16 protein-coding genes are annotated in these 19,241 nt (G+C 73.6%); 5 read left to right on the forward strand and 11 right to left on the reverse strand.

Annotated features, from left to right (window positions below; translation table 11 throughout):
• Positions 1-9: 9 nt before the first annotated feature.
• The 8 genes from AC067J_RS38280 to AC067J_RS38315 form a co-directional block, all read right to left on the reverse strand.
• Positions 10-1,206 (reverse strand): agmatine deiminase family protein, encoded by a 1,197-nt coding sequence (locus AC067J_RS38280; protein ID WP_478307337.1) that lies wholly within the window; start codon positions 1,204-1,206, stop codon positions 10-12.
• A gap of 187 nt (positions 1,207-1,393) precedes the next feature.
• On the reverse strand, positions 1,394-2,203 hold the full coding sequence (locus AC067J_RS38285; RefSeq protein ID WP_478307339.1) for an ABC transporter ATP-binding protein: 810 nt from the start codon (positions 2,201-2,203) through the stop codon (positions 1,394-1,396).
• A 43-nt stretch (positions 2,204-2,246) separates the two neighbouring features.
• Positions 2,247-3,224 (reverse strand): ABC transporter ATP-binding protein, encoded by a 978-nt coding sequence (locus AC067J_RS38290; RefSeq protein WP_478307341.1) that lies wholly within the window; start codon positions 3,222-3,224, stop codon positions 2,247-2,249.
• Entirely contained in the window at positions 3,221-4,075 is an 855-nt protein-coding gene (locus AC067J_RS38295) for an ABC transporter permease (RefSeq protein WP_478307343.1), read from the reverse strand. Before AC067J_RS38295 ends, AC067J_RS38290 begins: the two co-directional genes overlap by 4 nt.
• Entirely contained in the window at positions 4,075-5,031 is a 957-nt protein-coding gene (locus AC067J_RS38300) for an ABC transporter permease (RefSeq protein ID WP_478307345.1), read from the reverse strand. The genes AC067J_RS38295 and AC067J_RS38300 overlap by 1 nt, the downstream gene beginning before the upstream one ends.
• Positions 5,028-6,701, reverse strand: a complete 1,674-nt coding sequence (locus AC067J_RS38305) for an ABC transporter substrate-binding protein (RefSeq protein ID WP_478307347.1) — start codon at positions 6,699-6,701, stop codon at positions 5,028-5,030. Before AC067J_RS38305 ends, AC067J_RS38300 begins: the two co-directional genes overlap by 4 nt.
• Positions 6,702-6,904: 203 nt before the next feature.
• Positions 6,905-7,918: an agmatine deiminase family protein gene (locus AC067J_RS38310; RefSeq protein WP_478307349.1), complete on the reverse strand. Its 1,014-nt coding sequence runs from the start codon at positions 7,916-7,918 to the stop codon at positions 6,905-6,907.
• Positions 7,919-8,074: 156 nt separating this feature from the next.
• The gene (locus AC067J_RS38315; protein WP_478307351.1) at positions 8,075-9,262 is read right to left on the reverse strand and encodes an agmatine deiminase family protein; all 1,188 of its coding nucleotides are present in this window, start codon (positions 9,260-9,262) and stop codon (positions 8,075-8,077) included.
• A 267-nt stretch (positions 9,263-9,529) separates the two neighbouring features.
• Here AC067J_RS38315 and AC067J_RS38320 point away from each other — a divergent pair, with 267 nt between their 5' ends.
• Positions 9,530-10,129, forward strand: a complete 600-nt coding sequence (locus AC067J_RS38320; protein WP_478307353.1) for a TetR/AcrR family transcriptional regulator — start codon at positions 9,530-9,532, stop codon at positions 10,127-10,129.
• 111 nt (positions 10,130-10,240) lie between these two features.
• On the opposite strand, the gene AC067J_RS38325 is transcribed toward AC067J_RS38320, so the two are convergent.
• The 3 genes from AC067J_RS38325 to AC067J_RS38335 all read right to left on the reverse strand — a co-directional run bounded on the left by AC067J_RS38325 (position 10,241) and on the right by AC067J_RS38335 (position 13,659).
• Positions 10,241-11,497 (reverse strand): agmatine deiminase family protein, encoded by a 1,257-nt coding sequence (locus AC067J_RS38325; RefSeq protein WP_478307355.1) that lies wholly within the window; start codon positions 11,495-11,497, stop codon positions 10,241-10,243.
• A gap of 157 nt (positions 11,498-11,654) precedes the next feature.
• The gene (locus tag AC067J_RS38330) at positions 11,655-12,776 is read right to left on the reverse strand and encodes an agmatine deiminase family protein (RefSeq protein ID WP_478307357.1); all 1,122 of its coding nucleotides are present in this window, start codon (positions 12,774-12,776) and stop codon (positions 11,655-11,657) included.
• A gap of 328 nt (positions 12,777-13,104) precedes the next feature.
• Positions 13,105-13,659, reverse strand: coding sequence for a TetR/AcrR family transcriptional regulator (locus AC067J_RS38335; RefSeq protein WP_478307436.1), 555 nt, complete (start codon positions 13,657-13,659; stop codon positions 13,105-13,107).
• Between the two features lie 193 nt (positions 13,660-13,852).
• Here AC067J_RS38335 and AC067J_RS38340 point away from each other — a divergent pair, with 193 nt between their 5' ends.
• The 4 genes from AC067J_RS38340 (at position 13,853) to AC067J_RS38355 (ending at position 19,201) form a co-directional block, all read left to right on the forward strand.
• Positions 13,853-15,580, forward strand: a complete 1,728-nt coding sequence (locus AC067J_RS38340) for a serine/threonine-protein kinase (RefSeq protein ID WP_478307359.1) — start codon at positions 13,853-13,855, stop codon at positions 15,578-15,580.
• A gap of 123 nt (positions 15,581-15,703) precedes the next feature.
• On the forward strand, positions 15,704-16,552 hold the full coding sequence (locus tag AC067J_RS38345; RefSeq protein ID WP_478307361.1) for a glutaminyl-peptide cyclotransferase: 849 nt from the start codon (positions 15,704-15,706) through the stop codon (positions 16,550-16,552).
• Positions 16,553-16,765: 213 nt separating this feature from the next.
• Complete coding sequence (locus tag AC067J_RS38350; protein WP_478307363.1) at positions 16,766-17,893, forward strand: hypothetical protein; 1,128 nt, start codon at positions 16,766-16,768, stop codon at positions 17,891-17,893.
• A gap of 192 nt (positions 17,894-18,085) precedes the next feature.
• Positions 18,086-19,201, forward strand: a complete 1,116-nt coding sequence (locus tag AC067J_RS38355; protein ID WP_478307365.1) for a CorA family divalent cation transporter — start codon at positions 18,086-18,088, stop codon at positions 19,199-19,201.
• The last annotated feature ends 40 nt before the right edge of the window (positions 19,202-19,241 follow it).

Genomic DNA, 19,241 nt, shown 5'->3' on the forward strand with positions numbered 1-19,241 from the left:
ATCCCGAGGTCACGGGCTCGCGGGGCTCCCGGCGGCCTCGGGCTGCTGCTGGGTGGAGCAGTGGATGCCCCCGCCGCCGGCGGCGACCGCGTCGATGCCCACCGGCACGATCTCGCGCCCGGGGTGGAGGTCGGCCAGGATGCCGGCCGCCCGGTCGTCGGACGCCCTGTCCCCGAACCGCGGCATGATGACCGCTCCGTTGACGACGTAGTAGTTGAGGTAGGTGGCCAGGAAGTCCTTCCCCGGGTCCGGTACGCCGCTGAGGTCGGGTTCGACGAGGTCCACGATCCGCAGCGGGCGGCCCATGGCGTCGGTGGTGCCGCGGAGCACCTCCAGCGCCTGGTCGGAGGCCTGGGACCAGATGTCCGGCGGAGTGTCCGGCCCGGGGCGGTGGATCACCACCACGCCGGGTTCGGCGAACCGGGCCAGCGCGTCGATGTGGCAGTCCGTGATGTCCTGCCCGGCCACCCCGGCGAACCAGATGACCTTCCGGACGCCGAACAGCTCCTTGAAGGCGGCCTCGATCCGGTCGCGGCTCTTCCCCGGGTTGCGGTTCTCGTTGACCCAGGAGCTCTCGGTGGCCATCAGGGTGCCCTCGCCGTCGACCTCGATCCCGCCGCCCTCCCCGGTGACCGGTGCCTGGACGCGTCGGATCCCGTAGCGCTCCAGGAGCCTGCGGGCGACCTGGCTGTCCTCGGCGTGGGTCTGCTTGTCGCCCCAGCCGTTGAAGTCGAGGTCGACGCCGGCGAGTCCGGCCGGGCCGGTGACGAAGGTCGGGCCGGTGTCGCGGGCCCACAGGTCGTCCACCGGGAGGTCGATCACCTCCACGCTGGAACCGCACAGCTGCCGGGCCCCGGCGCTCTGGTCGGGGCGGGCCATCAGCACCACCGGCTCGAAGCGGGCGACGGCCTGCGCGATGTGCGCGATGTCCCCGCGGACGGCGGGCAGTTGGTCGCCCCACACCTCTTCGAGGGCCGGCCAGGCCATGAAGGTCCGGGTGTGGGGGCGCCACTCGGCCGGCATGGCGTACCCGGCCTGGGCCGTGGTGGCGGGCCCGGCCGCCGGGCTCGGGGCGCCGCCGGTCGGGGATGCTTCCGTACCGGCCGACGGCGCCGTGTCGGAGCTGCAGCCCTCCAGCAGCGCGAGCGCGGCGGTGACCGCTCCCGAGCGCAGCACGGCCCGGCGGGACAGGGCGGGTTCGCTCACGGCAGGTCCCCTCGTTCATCCGGATGCACCCCGAAACGGGCGATATCCGACAGTAGAGGCGCACTGGGGGCGCGCCGGTGAGCCCGCGCGCCGCCGATCGGGGGAATCGGCACGGGTCCACCGGGAGACGGGCCCGGACCGCCGCCGTGGGGGCGTCGGCGGTCCGGGCCCGGGTACGGGGCCGCCGCTACGGCTCCTCCGACAGCGCGCGGCGGGCGGCGGCGATGGACCGCGGGTCCCAGCCCGGGCCGGGCACGGAGTCCAGCAGCAGCCGGGTGTACGGGTGGCCGGGCCGGGCGAGCACCTCGGCGGTCGGGCCGGACTCCACGATCCGCCCGTGCCTCATCACGATGACGTCGTCGGTGACGCACCGCACGACACCGAGGTCGTGGGTGATGAACAGGTAGCCGATGCCGGTCTGTTCGCGGATGTCGGCGAGCAGGTTGAGGATCTGGGCCTGGACGGAGACGTCGAGGGCCGCCACCGCCTCGTCGAGGACGAGGACCGCCGGCTCGACCGCCAGTGCCCGGGCGATCGCCACGCGCTGGCGCTGGCCGCCGGAGAGCTGCCGGGGCAGCGCCTCGGCCTCCCGTTCGCCGAGGCCGACCTGCTCCAGGAGTTCGGCGATCCGGCGGGGGTGGTCCGCGTCGGGGAAGTGCAGCCGGAGGGTCTCGCGCAGCACGGCGCCGACCGCGATGCGCGGGTCGAGGGACAGGAACGGGTCCTGGAAGACCATCTGGACCTCGCGGGCCCGGGCGAGCCGGTGGACCCGGCCGCGCCGGTGCCCGGTCCGGTCCCGCCGGTGGACCAGGACCCGGCCGGAGTCCGCCCGTTCCAGTCCGACGACGATCCGCGCGGTGGTGGTCTTGCCGGAGCCGGACTCGCCGACGATGCCCAGCGACCCGCCCTCGGCCAGGGTGAAGGAGACGTCGTCGACGGCCTGCACGCCTCCGTAGGCGCGGTGCAGTCCGACGGCCTCCAGCACGGTCCTGCGCATCGGCGGCGCTCCCTTCGAACGGACGGCGGCCCCGAGGTCCGGGCTACGCATCGGCGCTCCCCTCCCTCGTCCGGTCGCTGTGGTGGCAGGCGGTGCGGCGGTCCGGCGCGCCCTCGACCGGCAGCAGTTCGGGTGCCTGCAGGGTGCACTCGGGGGTCGCGAGCGGGCAGCGCGGTGCGAAGGGGCAGCCGAGCAGTTCGTCGCGCAGGCCCGGCGGCCGCCCCTCGATCGCGGTGAGCCGGCCCGGCGGGGCGTCCAGACGCGGTGTCGAGGCGAGCAGCGCGATCGTGTAGGGGTGGCGCGGCCGTTCGAACAGGGCCTCGGCGGGGCCGGTCTCGACGATCCGGCCGGCGTACATCACGTAGACCCGGTCGCTGATGGCGGCGGCGAGGCCCAGGTCGTGGGTGACGAAGAGCAGGCCGGTGCCGAAGCGTTCCTGGAGGTCGCCCAGGAGTGCGACCACCTCGGCCTGGGAGGTGACGTCCAGGGCGGTGGTGGGCTCGTCGGCGAGGATCAGCACGGGATCGCCCATCAGGGCGGCCGCGATCATGACCCGCTGGAGCATCCCGCCGGACACCTGCCCCGGGTACCGGTCCAGGACCGGGGCGGGGAGGCCGACCGCGTCCAGCATCTCGGCGGCCCGCCCGGTCGCGGCCCCGGCGGACATGCCGCCGTTGAGGCGCACGCTCTCGGTGAGGAAGTCCCCGAGGCGGCGCAGCGGGTTGATGGCGGCCCTGGGGTCCTGGAAGATCATCGCGGCGGTGCCGGTGCGCAGGCGGCGCAACTGCTCGGGCGTCATGGTGAGGACGTCGTCGCCGCCGACCCGCACGGCGCCCCCGGTGGTGGCGCCGGCGGGGAGCAGCCCGAGGACGCTGCGGGAGGTGAGGCTCTTCCCGGAGCCGGACTCCCCCACCAGGGCGACCGTCTCGCGGGCGGCGACGGTGAGGTCGACTCCGGCGAGCACGGGCCGGGCGGTGTCCGGCAGGCGCAGGCGGTAGTCGCGGATGTCGAGGACGGTCATCGGTCCCTCCTGGCGACCTGGTCGGCCCAGCGTTCGCCGACGACGTTGAACGCGACGACCGTCAGCACGATCGCGGCGCAGGGCAGGACCGCCGACAGCGGGTAGCCGTGCTGGACGGCGGACTGGCCGTCGAAGACCATCCGGCCCCAGTCGGGGGTGAGCGCGGGGACGCCGAGCCCGAGGAAGGAGAGTCCGGCCAGGTCGATCAGGGCGTAGCCGAAGTTGACGGTGGCCTGGGCGAGGACGACCGGGGCGATGCCGGGGACGACGTGGCGCAGGCAGATCTGCAGCCCCGAGTGGCCCTGGACCCGGTAGGCCTCGACGTAGGGGCGGGCGCGTTCGGCGAGGACGAGGGAGCGGGTGAGGCGGCTGACGTAGGGCAGGTAGGCGATCGCCAGGGCGATGACGGGGGCGAGCAGGCCCTCGCCGTACACCGAGACGATCAGGATGGCCAGCAGCATGCCGGGGAAGGCGAAGACCAGTTCGGTGCTGCGGGAGAGGACCGAGTCCAGCCAGCCGCCCCGCCAGGCCGCGGTGACGCCTACGGCGACGCCGGCCACGGTGGAGAAGGCGACCACGCCGAGCGGTCCGAGCAGGGAGGTGCGGGCGCCGGTGACCAGGCGGGAGAGGGTGTCCCGCCCGGCGGCGTCGACGCCGAGCAGGTGCTCGGCGGAGGGTCCGGCGAGCGCGTTGCCCAGGTCGACGGCGTTCGGGTCCTCGGGGGCGAGCCACGGGGCGAGGACGGCGGCCAGGACGACGAGGGCGACGAAGCCGAGGCAGAGCAGGTGGAGCGGTGCGCGGGCGGTGCGGATGCGGCCGAGGCCGGGCCGGCGCAGCACGGTGGCAGTCATCAGGCGCTCTTCCTCGCTCCGAGGGCGACCCGGGGGTCGACCAGCGGGTGGAGCAGGTCGACGACCAGGTTCACCGCCATGAACAGCCCGACCATGATCAGGGAGATCGCCTGCACGGTGGGGAAGTCCTTGGTGGTGGTGGACAGTTCGAGGAGCTGGCCGATCCCGCCGACGCTGAACGCCGTCTCCACCAGGACGGTGCAGACCAGCAGGGTGGACACGATGAGCCCACCGGTGGTCAGCACGGTGCCGAGCGCGTTGCGGAAGACGTGCCGGCGGATCACCCGGTACTCGGCGACGCCCCGGCTGCGGGCGACGGTGACGTGCTCGTGGCCGAGGACGTCGAGCATCGCGGCGCGGGTGACCCGGGCGAGCATGCCGATCAGGTAGAGCGCGAGGGCGAGCGCGGGCAGGGCGAGGTGCCAGAGCATCCGGCCGAGGCCGTCCCCGGTGCCGCCGGTGGGGAACCAGCCCAGGTTCACCGCGAACAGGCCCTGCAGCAGGACGGCCGCGACGAAGGAGGGGGTGCCGACGGCGACGGTGGTGCCGACCAGGGCGGCGGAGTCGGCGGCGCCGCCGCGGACGGCACCGATCCAGCCGAGCAGCAGGCCGAGGGCGACGACGAGCACCAGCGCCATCAAGACCAGCAGCAGGGTCGCCGGGAGCCGGTCGGCGAGGAGCCGGGAGACGTCCGTGCGGTAGGTGATCGAGCGGCCGAAGTCGCCGTGCAGGACCTGGCCGGCCCACCGCAGGTACTGCACGAGGAAGGGGTCGTCCAGGTGGTACTGGGCGTTGACCGCCTTCAGGGCCTCCGGGGAGGCCGAGCGGCCCGCGAGCAGGAAGCTCGCCGGGCTGCCGGGCGCGAGGTACATCGCACCGAAGATCACGAAGGAGGCGCCGACCAGGGTGGCGGCCATCTCGGCCAGCCGGCGGGCGGCGAATCTGAGGAAGCTCACCGGGCCGCCCCCACGTCGGCGGCCCACGGGTGGTACATGTACGAGATGGTGGTCGGGGCGCCGGTGGTCCGCTTGTTGATGAAGACCGCGGTGGGCCACTCGGCGACCGGGATCCAGAGCAGCTGGTCGGAGGCGACCTGCTGGAGGTGGGCGGTGATGGCGAACCGCTCGGCGGGGTCGGAGGCGTTGACCGCCTTCTTGACCAGGTCGTCGTAGGCGGGGTCGCTGAAGGACGCGAAGTTCTGGAAAGCGCCGGTCCTGAAGTTGGCCAGCAGGTCGAGCGGGTCGGTGATGGAGTCGTAGTACGTCTCCGGGAACAGGTCGATGCCCTCGCGCGCCTGCGGATCGGTGAACAGCGCGGTGAACGCGTTGGGGGCGATCGTCTTCAGCCGCACGTCGAGGCCGATCTTCGCGCCGGCGGACTGCACGGCGGTGGCCAGGACCGACACGTCCTGGCCGATCGGGCTGGTGGCGACGGTGAGGGTCTTGCCGGTGGCCCCGGCCTCCTTGACCAGCGCCTTGGCCCGGTCGATGTCCGGTGCGGTGGGCGTGAGGCCCTCGAAGGCGTCCTTGCGCACCTCCTCCGGCGCACCCGCCCAGGCGGCGCGGCTGGTCAGCGAACCGGTGACGTACCCGGCCCCGCCGAGGCCGGCGCGCACGAAGCCGGTCCGGTCGAGGGCGAGCGACAGCGCCTGGCGGACGCGCAGGTCGCCGAGCACGCCCTGCATGTTGGTGACGTTGACGTTGACGGTGCTCAGGCCCTCACCGAAGTAGAGCGTGCCCGAGCCGCCGTCCCGCAGCCGCCCGTAGCTCTCGGTGGGGATCAGGTAGCCGCCGTCGGCCTCGCCGCTGAGCAGCGCGTTGACCCGGGCCGAGGGGTCGGTGAGGAAGCGGAAGACCGCCTTCGCCGACTTCGCCTTCTTCCCCCAGTAGCCGTCGAAGCGCTTGAGCTCGACCGACTGGCCCTTGTTCCAGTCGCCTAGCTCGAACGGCCCGGTGCAGGCCAGGCCCCCGCTGGTGCCGTAGTCCTTTCCGGCCGCCTCGATCCCGGCCTTCGAGGCGACGACGCCGGCGGCGGTGGCCATGTACTGGTTGAACTGCGAGTCCGGCTGGGTGAGTCTGACGGTGACCTGGAGCGGGCCGGTCCTGGTGATGCTGCCGACGTTCTGGAACTGCTGCGCCCAGGCGGCCGCGTTGTCGGGGTCCGTCTGGCGGCCGAGGCTGTAGACGACGTCGTCGGCGGTCATCACGCGGCCGTCGTGGAAGTGCACGTCGGGCCGCAGGTCGTAGACCCAGGTGGTCGGGTCGGGGTTGGACGCCTTCTCCGCCAGCCCGGGGGCGAGGGTCAGCTGCGGGGTCCACCGCATCAGGCTCTCGCAGACGTTGGACAGGACGGTGTTCTGCGGGTAGTCGAAGGCCGAGACGTAGTCGAGGGTGGGCGGCTCGGCGTAGACGGCCCAGGTGAACGAGTCCAGCTCGCCGACGGCGGCGGGGGTGCCGGCGGACAGCTGGTACGACTCGCCGTCGGCGCCCCCGTTCTTCGGCGGGCCGGCGCAGCCGGAGGCGAACGTGAACGCGGCGAAGGTCGCGGCGGCCAGGGCGGCGGCCGGGAGGGCGGGCCGGCGGCGCGGGGATCTGCGGGTGCGGGACCCGTCCTGGGGCTCTGGCATGAGGGTGGCTCTCTTCCGTGCGTGACGGGGCGAGGGAGGGTGGCGGCCCGGCGGGTCCGCGGGTGGGCCGCGGGCCCGCCGGGCGGCGGGTGGTGGGGGGCGCCGGGCGGTGGGGGGCGCTGGGCGGTGGGGCTGGGTGGTGGGGGGCGCCGGGCGGTGCGGGCGCCGGCGGTGGGGCTGGGCGGGGCGGGTGCCCGGCGGGGTCAGGCGGTGGGGCGGGCCACCGGGACCTGCTGGGTGATGCAGTGGACCCCGCCGCCGCCGTAGGCGATCACCCGGGAGCGGATGCCGACGACCTTGCGGCCGGGCAGTGCCGCGGCGATCACCGCGAGCGCGCCCTCGTCCTGCTCGGGCACCCCGGCGACGGGGACGACGACACCGCCGTTGGCGATGTAGAAGTTGAGGTAGCCGACCTCGGTCCGCTTGCCGTCGACGTCGACGAAGGCGGCCTGCGGCAGGTCGAGGATCTCCAGCCGGCGGCCCCGGGCGTCCACGGCCGCCTCCAGCACGGCCCGGTTCTCGCGCATCCGGGCGTAGTCGGGGTGCTCCGGGTCGCTCGGGAGCTGGACCACCACCTTGCCGGGGGCCACGAAGGCGCACACGCCGTCCACGTGGCCGTCGGTCTCGGTGTCCAGCAGACCGCCCCAGGGCAGCCAGATCACCGTGGTGACGCCGAGCTTCGCCTTCAGCTCGGCCTCGATCTCCTCCTTGCTCATGCCCGGGTTGCGGTTGGGGTGGAGGAGGCACTGCTCGGTGGTGATCAGGGTGCCCTCGCCGTCCACGGTGACGGCGCCGCCCTCCAGGATCATCCGGGAGTCGATGCGCTCGACACCGAGGCGCTCCAGCAGGACCCCGGCGATCTTGTCGTCGGTGTCCCACGGGTGGTGCTTGCCGCCCCAGGCGTTGAAGCGGAAGTCCACGCCGGCGCGCTCGCCGTCGGGCCCGAGCACGAAGATCGGCCCGGAGTCGCGGAACCAGGAGTCGTCGATGGGCAGTTCCACCACCTCGACGCCGTCCCCGCACAGGGCGCGGGCCTCCTCGCCCTGGCCGGGCCGGGCGACCATCGTCACCGGCTCGAACCCGGCGATCGCCCGGGCGACGTCGGCGTACTCCCGCTTGACCTCCTCGAAGGTCCCGCCCCACAGCTCGGCACGGGTCGGCCAGGCCATCAGGCAGCCCTCGTGCTCGGTCCACTCGGCAGGCATACGGAAACTCACGATGGGACTCATCTCTGTTCGGTCGTTCGGTCGTTCGGTCGTTCGGTGCGGCCGGTGCGGCAGGTCGGTCGGCGCGGCAGGTCGGCGCGGCCCGCACGGCCGGTGCGGTCCCGCCGGGGCACGGGCAGCGTGCCCCGGCGGGGGCGGTGGGAGGCCTCAGCGGGCCTCGGGCACGGTGGGCTGGGACTGCGTGGAGCAGTGGATCCCGCCGCCGCCGCTCGCGATGCCGTCGATGGCGGTCTGGACGATCCGGCGGTCCGGGTAGGCGGCCTGGAGGATCGCGTAGGCGACACCGTCGGCGTAGCCGTCGCCGAACTGCGGGGCGATGACGGCGCCGTTGACCGTGTAGTAGTTGGTGTAGCTGGAGAGGAACTCCTTGCCCCGGCCGCGGATCTCCCGGCGGTCCGGGCCCGGCAGTTCGGTGATCTGCAGCCGGCGGCCCCGGGCGTCGGTGGCCGCGTACAGCAGCCGCCTGGTCTCGTTGTAGACCGCGACCCAGCGGTCGTCGGCGCCCGGCCCGGGCTGGTCGAGGATGACCTTGCCGGGAGCGGTGAACCGGGCGAGGCAGTCGATGTGGCAGTCGGTGATGTCCTGGCCGGCCAGGCCGGGGACCCAGATGACCTTCTCGATGCCCAGCGCCGACTTCAGCCCCTGCTCCACCTGGGCCTGCGACTTGCCGGGGTTCCGGTTGGGGTTGACCAGGGAGCTGACCGTGACGAGCAGGGTGCCGTCACCGTCCGTCTCCAGGGAGCCGCCCTCGCCGACGAACGGGGCCCGGATCCGGTTGACGCCGTACTCGGCGAGGAGGGTGGCGGCCGCCGCCGCGTCGTTGGCGTACGGCTGGTAGTACGACGTGCCGCGCTTGCCCCAGCCGTTGAAGTTGGTGTCCACGCCGGCGACCGCCCCGGGCCCGGCGACGAAGGTCGGCCCGAAGTCGCGGATCCACAGGTCGTCGACCGGGATGTCCAGGACCTCGATCGGGTGGTACGCGCCCGATCCGCAGGCGTAACGCGCGGCGGCGGCCTGACCGGGTCGGGCCAGCACCACGACCGGCTCGAAGCGCGAGATCGTGTGGGCGAGTTCGGCGATGTCCCGGCGCACACCGGACAGCTGGTCCTGCCAGACCGAGGAGAGCGCGGGCCAGGCCATGAAGGTGCGGGCGTGCGGATCGGTCTCGGCCGGCATCCGCAGTGCCGAGCCGGCCCGCGGGTCGGCGGCCGCGGGGGTGGGGGCCGCCGAGGCGGCGCGGGCGCTCATCGGCAGTGCGGCGCCGAGGGCGGCCAGCGGCAGGGCCGCCGCGCCGGCCTTGAGCACGCTGCGGCGGGAGGAGAAGGGGTGGTTCATGAGGCTCCCTGGAGGGATCGGGAGGTGTGGGGTGACCCACATCCTGGACCGAACTGAAAGTTCAGTCAACATTTTCCGGCCAATCTCCCTCGCCCACTTGCTCGGCGACCCAGGGAGATCCTCGATGCAGCCCGCCCATGGGACGGTCAAAACGGCACAGAAGCCTCAATCGGCAGGGAGCTCGCCTCGTCGTCCGCGCCGTACAGCCTGAAGATCCAATCAGGAATTCGACCCGAAAGCCTCTACCTACGAGTAGAGTGAGCGCCTGTGTCAGACCGTCGAACAGAGATCGTCAAAGCCGCCACCCGGGCCATCGCGCAGCGCGGCGTCCGCGGACTGCGGGTCGCGGACCTCGCGGCCGAGGCCGGGGTGTCGACCTCGCTGATCTACTACCACTTCACCGACCGGGCCGGGCTCCTCCGCGAGACCCTGGGGTTCATCAGCGAACGGGCCGACCGCTACGCCGCCGAACCGGGCCGCGAGACCCTCGTGGACACCCCCGGGGCGGAGCTGGCGCAGGCACTGCTCCCGGAGCTCCAGGACACCGCCGAGGTCCGCGAGAACAGCACCGCCTGGGGCGAGTTGCGGGCGAGCGCGGTGTTCGATGCCGGGCTGCGCGACGACCTCGCCCGGGCCACCCACACCTGGGTCCACGAGATCGCCGACCTGCTCGGCCGCGCCCGCCCCGCCGGGATCGCACCGGCGCACGCCGCGTCCGCGGAGCGCCTCACGGCCCTGCTGGAAGGACTCAGCATCCGGTGGCTCAGCGGGTCACTCCCGCTCGACCACGCCCGCCGGCTGCTCGGCGAGGCGATCGATGCGGAACTCGCGGACGCCCTGCCCGGTCGCCGGCCTTCGACCGACTGATCCTCCGTCCTGAAAATCGCATCAGGCCCGGCCGAGGGGAACACCCCGGCCGGGCCTGACGCACGTACGGCCACCGAGCGGCGCCCGGCATGGATCCGAGAGGCAGGCTTTCTAGCCCGCGTCCGGCTTGCCGGGCTGGTCGTGGGTCGAGCAGTGGATGCCGCCACCGCCGGAGGCGATGCTGTCGATCTTCACCGGGACGATGTCGCGGCCGGGGAAGTGGTCGCGCAGGATCTGCTGGGCCCGGTCGTCCGCCTTGGCGTCCCCGAACCGCGGCAGGAACAGGGACTTGTTGGCGACGTAGAAGTTGATGTACGAGGAGACGAAGGCGTCGCCCTTGCCGGTGATGCGGTCGGGGTCGGGCTGCGGCAGGTCGATCACCCGCAGCGGCTTCCCGTGGGCGTCGGTGGCGGTCTTCAGGACCTCGCGCGCCTGCGCGGCCGAGCGCGACCAGACGTCGGCGGGCGCACCCGGGAACGGCTGGTCCAGCAGGACGACCCCCGGGGCCGCGAACCGCACCAGGCAGTCCACGTGCGCGTCGGTGATGTCCTGGTCGCGCACCCCGGCGAACCAGATCACCTTGGTCACGCCCAGCGCCTTCTTCAGCTCGGCCTCGATCTCGTCCCGGCTCTTCCCCGGGTTGCGGCGCTGGTTGACCACCGAGCTCTCGGTGACCATCAGGGTGCCCTGCCCGTCGGTCTCGAAGGAGCCGCCCTCCGCCACCAGCGGTGTGCGGACGCGTTCGAGCCCGTACTTCCCGAGGGCGGCGGCGGCCAGCGCCGAGTCGTTCCCGTGCTCCTTCTGCTTGTTGCCCCAGCCGTTGAAGTTGAAGTCGACGCCCTTCAGGGTCGACCCGTCCTCGACGAACACCGGCACGGTGTCCCGGGCCCACAGGTCGTCGACGGGCAGCGGGACCACCTCGACACCGTTGCCGCAGGCGTTCTGCGCCGCGTCCACCTGCCCGGGGCGGGCGAACATCACGACCGCCTCGTAGCCCGCCACGGCGCGGGCGAGCCGTGCGATGTCCGCGCGGACGGCGGGGAGCTGGTCCTCCCAGATGCCGGTGGACGCCGGCCAGGACATGAAGGTCCGGGTGTGGCTCTCCCACTCGGCGCCGAACCGGCGCCCGGGGGTGGCCCCGCCGCCGGGTGCGGGCGGCTGCGCCCCGTCCGGCGCGGGCGACCCACCCGGCGCGGACGGCGCGGACGACTCCGAGGCGCCCGGGGGGAGCGCCTCCTCGGCGTCGTCCGGTGCGGCGCAGGCCGCCGCCCCCAGCGTCAGCAGGCCGGCGCCGGCCGCGGCGCGCAGGACCGTCCGGCGGGAGGGGGCGGACCGGGCGGAGGAGAAGAACGAGGACAGGTCTGACACGGGAGGCTCCGGCGGGACGAGGGTTCGGAAGGGCTGGGCGTGGTGCGGCCGGGCGGGCCCCGGGGGCGGTCGCGGTCACAGCTGCGGTCGCGGTCGCGACGGCGTGGCGGCGTGGCGGTGTGCCGCGGCGGTGCGCCGCTCCGGGGGCCGGCCCGTCTCAGGGCACCGGTTCCTGCATGGTCGAGCAGTGGATGCCGCCGCCGCCGGCCATCAGGCGGTCGACGTCGAGCTGGACGACCTCGCGCCCCGGGAAGGCCTCCGCGAGGGTGCGCCGGGCCGCCTCGTCCTTGACCGGGTCGCCGAACCGGGTGGCGATGACGCCGCCGTTGACCACGTGGAAGTTGAGGTACGAGTCGACGAACTTCGGGTCGCGCGAGCGCACGGTGTCCGGGCCGTCCACCCGGATCACCCGGAGCCCGCGGCCGCGGGCGTCCGTGGCGCGGGAGAGGATGTCGAACTGCTCCCGGGCGCCCCGGGCCCAGACGTCGTCGCGGTCCGCCGGGGGCAGCTGCACCATGACGACACCGGGGCGGACGAACCGGGAGGTGACGTCGATGTGGTCGTCGGTGATGTCCTTGCCCTTGATGCCCGGGACCCAGATCATCCGGTCCGCCCCGTACACCTCCAGGACGGCTTCCTCGATCTCGTCCCGGCTCATCCCCCGGTTGCGGTTCTTGTTGACCAGGCTGCTCTCGGTGGCCATCAGGGTGCCGTCGCCGTCGGACTCGACCGAGCCGCCCTCCCCGACGAACTCCGCGTAGGAGAAGGGGAGTCCGAGCAGCCCGGCGATGCCGCGCGCGGCCTCCGCGTCGTCGCGGTGCGTCTGCTTGCCGCCCCAGCCGTTGAAGTTGAGGCCGACGGCGTCGAGCCGCCCGTAGCCGTTACGCCGGAACACGGGGGCGATGTCGCGCATCCACAGGTCGTCGGTGGGGACGGCGTCGGTCACCGTGACGGAGGGGCCGCACAGGAACTGCGCCTCCCGGACGCTGTAGCCGTCCGGCGCGCACAGGAGGACCGGCTCGAAGCGGGCGACGGTCCGGGCGATCAGGGCGATGTCCTGCTGGACGCCCGACAGTTGCCGGCCCCAGACCGATTTGCGCGAGGGCCACGACATCCAGGTGCGGGTGTGCGGGACGTCGTCGCGGTCCACCCACCACTGCGGGAGGCCGGCCTCCGTCCCGTCCTCCGCGCGGCCGGCGTCCGGGACCGACCCGCGCGGGGCCCGGGCCCCGAAGAGGCGACCGAACAGGGAGCGGCTGTCACCGTGGGTGTCGCTCATTCGGATCTCCAAGTCAAGTGTTGCCCACCGGGTGGCCTGCCGCGCGGCGACGGCGGTCCGTCGGCGGCGCGTGCCGGGCACGGCCGGTGGCCTTGCATAGGGCGCCCGGGGCGGGTTTCGTCCGGCGCCGCTCCTCCACTCTCGCATTGACTGAATTTTCAGTCAAGATTCACGAGACAGCTCTGCGCCGTGCCGACGGACCGCCCCGCCCCCTGACCACCCGTCCCCGGACGACCTGCGTCCGGACGACCCGTCCCCGGACGACCTGCGTGCGGACGCGGACCGGCCCCGGGCCCGTTCTCGGACCCGGGGCCGGTCGCGGCGCCCGTCAGGCGCGCAGCCGCTCCAGTTCGGCGTCGATCGCACCGCGCATCAGCTCCCGCGCGTGCGCCACCGGCAGGCTCCCGCTGAGCCAGCGGACGCTCAGGCCCTCCAGCAGTGCGGTCAGCCGCTCCGCGGAGGCGGCCAGCGAGGCGACGCCGTTCATCGGGTGCACCCGGCCGAGCAGGTCGGTGACCTCCTGGACCCACACCAGCGTGGCCCGGGCGAGGTCCTCCCGCAGATCCGGGTCGAACACCGCGCTCGCCCGCAGTTCGCCCCACGCCGTGCTGTTCTCCCGCACCTCGGGGGTGTCCTGGAGTTCCAGCAGCAGGGTCTGCTCCAGCTCGCCCCGGGCGTCGAGGGGCGGCGCGTCCGCGGCGCGCTCCGTCGTGTACCGCTCGGCGCGGTCGTTGATGAACTCCAGCGTCGCGCGGAGGATCCCCGCGCGGTCCTTGAAGTGGTAGTAGATCAGCGCGGTGGACACGCCCGCCTCGGCTGCCAGCTCCTCCACGCGCAGCCCGCGGACGCCGCGCCGGGCGATGACCCGCGCAGCCGCTTCCATGATCAGGGTTCGACGGTCAGCCACAAGCGATCACCTTACCGGGAAGCCGGCGGCTTCCGGCCTCGACCCCATCCTGACTGAAACTCCAGTCGGGGTATGATCCCTGCGGTTCACCGCGCCGACGACCGCGCGGGCCGCCCCCCGGGGGCGGAACGGCCCGCCGCCACACCCGCTCGACCCGCTGGGAGCCAGCATGACCGCAGAGTCCTTCGGTGCCCCGTCGCCCACGGCGTTCCGGGCACTGTGCCCGGACGATCCCCGCGAGGTCGGCGGCTACCGCCTCTGCGCACGGCTGGGCGCGGGCGGCATGGGCCGCGTCTACCTCGCGTACACCCCCGGCGGCCGCCCGGTCGCGCTCAAGGTCGTCCGGCCCGAGCTCGCCGAGGACCCCGACTTCCGGCACCGCTTCGCCCAGGAGGTCGCCAGCGCCCGGCGCATCCACGGCCTGTACACCGCCCAGGTGGTCGACGCGGGCACCGACGCCGCCACCCCCTGGCTGGCCACCACCTTCGTGCCCGGCCCCTCCCTCCAGCAGGTCGTCCACCGCCACGGCCCGCTGCCCGAGCGCACCGTCCTCCTGCTCCTGGCCGGCGTCGCCGAGGCGCTGCAGGCGATCCACGCCGCCGGCGTCGTCCACCGCGACCTCAAGCCCGGCAACGTCCTGCTGGCCGCCGACGGCCCGCGCGTCATCGACTTCGGCATCGCCCGCGCCGCCGACGCCGTACCGCTCACCGGCACCGGCCTGCGCATCGGCTCACCGGGCTTCATGGCCCCCGAACAGGTCCTCGGACTCGCCGCGACCCCGGCCACCGACGTCTTCGCCCTGGGCGCCCTGATCGCGCACGTGGGCTCCGGCACACCGCCCTTCGGCGACGGGCCCGAACCGGCCGCGCTCTACCGGGCGGTGCACGAGGAGCCCGACCTCTCCCTGCTGCCGGCCGGGCTGCACGAGCTGGTGCGGCTCTGCCTCGCCAAGGACCCCGAACAGCGCCCGGACACCGACCGGTTGATCGAGGCCGCCCGCAGCCACCCCGCCACCGGCGGCGAGCTGCGCTTCTCCGAGGACTGGCTGCCCCGCCAGGTCAGCACCGAGATCCGCCGCCACAGCGACCCGCCGACCACGCCTCCCCCGTCCACCGACCCGCACGGCGCGACGGCCCGGCTCTCGGCCGAGGCCCCGACCGCGCTCGTCCCCGCCGAGCCCGCGGCGGCCACCCGCCTCCAGCCCGCGCCCGTCGACGACCTGGCCCCCGGACACGGAGCCTCCGGACACAGGGAGGCCGGACGCGGGAAGGCCGGCACCGCGCGCCGGCGCGCCCGGACCGCCCTCCTGACGACGGCGGCACTGCTCGTCGGCGCCGCCGGAGCGGTCCTCCTGCTCGACCCCTACGACTTCGACGACCTCGACGACCAGAACGTCGCCGCCACCGGAAGCCTCGCCCCGTCCGCCGGGGCCGCGCCCGGCGGCGCGCCCTCCCCGGCCCCGTCCGCCTCCCCGGCCACCCCTCCGACCGCGTCTCCGTCCGCGCAGGCCACCACGCTGGCCGGCTTCACCGCCGTCTACACCGCCCTGGAACTGACCTCTCCCGACCACTCCTACGAGTTCGACCTCAAGGCCGGGAAGGTCGCGCCCCAGGACACCTCCGGCTGGTACCTGGGCCGCCACGCCGGCGAGTTCTACATCCCGGAGGACAGCGACGCCTACATCGCACCGGGCGGCGGCCTCACCCTCCCCGACTGCGTCAAGGGCGTCGAGACCCGGCCCGCCACCGCGCTCCCCTTCACCGCGGTGGGCCCCGACCGGAGCTTCTGCGTCCGCGCCCCGGGCGGCCGCGACATCGTCGTCGTCCGCGCGCTCGCCACCGCCCCGGACGACGGCCCGGTCAGGATCGCCGTCACCTACTACCGCCGCTCGGCCTGAGACGGCGGGCCCCGAGACGGCGGGCCCCTGAGGCCTCGGATCCGCACGCCCGGCGGCGGCCCCGGTCCCGGTGTCGCCCCTTCGCCGCGTGGCCCGGGTACGGGTGCGCTCGTTGGGCAGGCCATGGCGATCGGAGTCCTGCGCGTGACCGGAGCCTCGGCCCTGGCCGGAGGGTGCGCCCTGGCCGTCGCCCTCGCCCTGGGCACGGCGGCCGGCGGGCGCACGACCGCGCCGGCCCCGGGCGGCGCGGGCGGCGTCGAGCTCCTGCGGGTGCAGGTCCTGGAGACGCTGGCGCACGACGGGGAAGCCTTCACCCAGGGGCTGGAGTTCGGGGGCCCACTGCTGTACGAGGGCACGGGAAGGGTCGGCCGGTCGGTGCTCACGGCCGGCCCGCCCGGGCAACCGCCCCTGGCGCGCGCGGCGTTGGGCGAGGGGCTCTTCGGAGAGGGGATCACCGTACTGGGGGACCGGGTGTGGCAGCTGACCTGGCGCGACGGCGTGGCGGTCGAACGCGACCGCGCGACCCTGGCGGAGCTCCGCCGGGTCGCCTACTCGGGCGAGGGGTGGGGGTTGTGCCACCAGGGGCACCAGGGGCACCACGGGCGGGACCGCCTGGTGATGAGCGACGGTTCGCACCGGCTCACCTTCCGCGACCCGGACTCGTTCGCGGTCACCGGCCGCGTGGAAGTGACCCGCGGCGGGAGGGCCGTGCGGCGGCTCAACGAGTTGGAGTGCACGGACGACGGCGCGGTCTGGGCCAACGTCCTGGGCTCCGACACCATCATCCGCGTGGACCCGGCCACCGGGGCCGTCACCGCGAGCGTGGACGCGAGCGGCCTGTTCCCGGCCGGCGGGCGCCCGGGGCGCCGGGCCGTCCTGAACGGCATCGCCGCCGTCCCCGGCACCGACGAGTTCCTGGTCACCGGGAAACTCTGGCCCCACCTGTTCCGGGTCCGGTTCGTTCCCGCGTGAACTCCCGCTGCCCTGGACCCCCGCTCCCCGCGATTCCCGTTCGGGACGGCCGTCCTGGGGGGCGGACCCGGCGGGTGGGGCTGCCCGGGCGGCGGGCGGAGGCCGTTCACATCACCTGAGCGGCGGTACCGGCCGGACGGAAATTACGTCATCGGGCGCAATTCGGAGCACACCAGGGATGCGCCCCGATATGCGGACGCCTAGAATCCTCGCATGGCTGACACCCCGCGCACAAACCGAAGCAAGGTGCAGAGGTTCGAATTAGGGCCCTGGGAGCTTCGAGAGGTACTCCTCGCGCGGGTGAACGAGCTGTGGGCGCTTCTGTGCGAAAGGGAGCAGAGGCACAACGGCGCGCGGGACGTCCAAGGCCTGCTGGCACAGGCCTTCAATGAATTGGAAGACGCCAGGAGAGCGCTTTCGCACAAGCGGCACGCGATCTTCAAGACGGGCTCGCACCTGACCGTCGGACAGATTCACCTGGACGCCGCGCACAACCTGCTGCTGAGGCTTTCGGAGCCCGGCGAGGTCATCCCGATGATGCCGGGCGTGCTTGCGCTGGTCCAGGACCAGCTTCCCGCGAATGATCCCCGGCGGATCAAGGTCGAGCAGATCAACCAGGGCCTCCTCAAGACCGGCATGCTCACGGCCTCGAATCTGGAGTCCATCCTGGACGCGGTCAGCGTGGCCCGGCAGACGGGAATTCGTGAGACCCTCAGACTCCGCAGCTTCGTCAATATCGTCGGGTGGGTCGCCGCAATTCTGATCGGGGGAGCCGTTTGGATCGGATTCCTCGGGGCGGCGAAGGACGACATCCTCCCGTTGTGCTTCACTCCCCCCGTGGGATTCGGCGAGGCCGGCTACGTGGTCGTCTGCCCCAGTGGAATGGACCCGGATCCCATCTATCCGGACGTCGACGCGAATCTGGCCGCCGCGACATCGCCGTCGGACTACATCCTCATCGAAATCGTCGGCCTGGTGGCCGCCGGAATCGCCGCCGCCACGTCCTTGCGTCGAATCAGGGGATCGGCGACCCCCTACAACGTTCCGGTCGTCCTCGCGCTCCTCAAGCTCCCCATGGGTGCGCTCACAGCCGTACTCGGCCTGCTCCTCATGCGCGGAGGATTCGTCCCCGGCCTGTCGGCCCTCGATTCATCGGCCCAGATCATCGCCTGGGCCATCGTCTTCGGATACTCCCAGCAGTTGTTCACGAGGCTCGTCGACACCCAGGCGCAGGCCCTGGTCAGCGCCGTCGGAGCATCGAACGCCCCGCCACCCCCGCCACCTTCGCCGTCCGCAGCGCCCCCGGCGCCCAGCGGTCCTCCGGGCACAGCCGTCGGGTGACCGGCCGGCGACCACGGCCCGCCCGGTGACCGCAGCGCGGAGGACCGCCCTGCCCGGCCGGACAGCCCCGGGCCCGCCGGGCGGGTCCGGGCGGACAGGAGGAACATCTCAGCTGTGGGGCCGCCACGGCGCGCCACGCCGCCGGCGGGCGGCACTCGGCGCGGCCGGCCGGGTGCGAGGAGGAGGGCCGCCATGATCGTCGACTGCGCGCACTACCGCGACGGACGCCGGCAGCACGAGGGCCCCATGTCGCTGGAGGAGGCGGCCGCGCGCTGCACGCAGGGCGGATTCGTCTGGCTGGGCCTGTTCGAACCGGGCCCCGAGGAGCTGGCCCGGGTGCGCGAGAGCTTCGGGCTGCACGAACTCGCCGTCGAGGACGCCCAGGCCTTCCACCTGCGGCCGAAGGCCGAGCAGTACGAGGACGGCACCGAGCTGATCATCCTGCGCACCGCACGCTACGACGACGAGCGTGAGGAGATCGACTCCGGCGAGATCAGCGTCTTCCTCGCCGAACACTTCGTGATCACCGTCCGCCAGGGCATCGCCAGCGAGCTGACCGGTGCGCGCAGCCGGCTCGAACGCAGTCCCGAACTGCTGCGGACCGGCAGCACCTCGACCCTGTGGGCGATCTTCGACCAGGTCGTGGACAGCTACGCGCCCGTCGTCGCCGAACTCGAACGCGACATCGAGCAGATCGAGGCCACCGTGTTCTCCGGGACGGTCGCCCCGACCGAGCGGATCTACTTCCTGCGCCGGGAGGCCACCGACTTCTACCGCGCCGTCCACCCCCTGCTCGCCGTACTCGCCCGGCGCCTCCAGCCCGGCCGGACCGCGGGCGGGCTGTTGCCGTACTTCCACGACGTGCACGACCACCTGCTGCTGGTCAACGAGGAGGTCGCCGCCCAGCGCGACCTGCTGGCCACCGTCCTGGAGGCGAACATCGCGGTGATCTCCGTCGAGCAGAACAGGATCAACCTCCGGCAGAGCGCCACGATGGAGCGGCTCACGGTCATCGCGACCGTGTTCCTCCCGCTGTCCTTCGTCGTCGGCTTCTTCGGGCAGAACTTCGCCTGGCTGGTCCGGCACATCGAGAGCCTCACCGCCTTCGTCGTCCTCAGCGTCGCCGGGGTGCTGCTGCCGTGCCTGCTGCTCTACCTCTGGCTGCACCGGCGGCGCGGCCGCCCGGCGACCCCGGTGCCGGAGGTGAACCACGCCGTCCGCCACGCCCCCGGCTCCTCCCCGGGACCGGGACGCGACGACCCGGCGGGCGCGGCCGCCACCCGCCGCGGTCCGGACGCGACCCGTTGACGCACGGCCGTTCCCCGGCCCTCCGCGGTGCCGTAGCGTG

It is taken from the genome of Kitasatospora sp. NPDC042419 (assembly GCF_056437345.1).

Excerpts from the sequence above, each read along its gene's own strand:
- AC067J_RS38285 (WP_478307339.1), bottom strand. The coding sequence starts at position 2,203 with ATGCGCAGGACCGTGCTGGAGGCCGTCGGACTGCACCGCGCCTACGGA.
- AC067J_RS38330 (WP_478307357.1), bottom strand. The coding sequence starts at position 12,776 with ATGAGCGACACCCACGGTGACAGCCGCTCCCTGTTCGGTCGCCTCTTC.
- AC067J_RS38345 (WP_478307361.1), top strand. The coding sequence starts at position 15,704 with ATGGCGATCGGAGTCCTGCGCGTGACCGGAGCCTCGGCCCTGGCCGGA.
- AC067J_RS38315 (WP_478307351.1), bottom strand. The coding sequence starts at position 9,262 with ATGAACCACCCCTTCTCCTCCCGCCGCAGCGTGCTCAAGGCCGGCGCG.
- AC067J_RS38350 (WP_478307363.1), top strand. The coding sequence starts at position 16,766 with ATGGCTGACACCCCGCGCACAAACCGAAGCAAGGTGCAGAGGTTCGAA.
- AC067J_RS38335 (WP_478307436.1), bottom strand. The coding sequence starts at position 13,659 with ATGGAAGCGGCTGCGCGGGTCATCGCCCGGCGCGGCGTCCGCGGGCTG.
- AC067J_RS38290 (WP_478307341.1), bottom strand. The coding sequence starts at position 3,224 with ATGACCGTCCTCGACATCCGCGACTACCGCCTGCGCCTGCCGGACACC.
- AC067J_RS38355 (WP_478307365.1), top strand. The coding sequence starts at position 18,086 with ATGATCGTCGACTGCGCGCACTACCGCGACGGACGCCGGCAGCACGAG.
- AC067J_RS38340 (WP_478307359.1), top strand. The coding sequence starts at position 13,853 with ATGACCGCAGAGTCCTTCGGTGCCCCGTCGCCCACGGCGTTCCGGGCA.
- AC067J_RS38305 (WP_478307347.1), bottom strand. The coding sequence starts at position 6,701 with ATGCCAGAGCCCCAGGACGGGTCCCGCACCCGCAGATCCCCGCGCCGC.
- AC067J_RS38295 (WP_478307343.1), bottom strand. The coding sequence starts at position 4,075 with ATGACTGCCACCGTGCTGCGCCGGCCCGGCCTCGGCCGCATCCGCACC.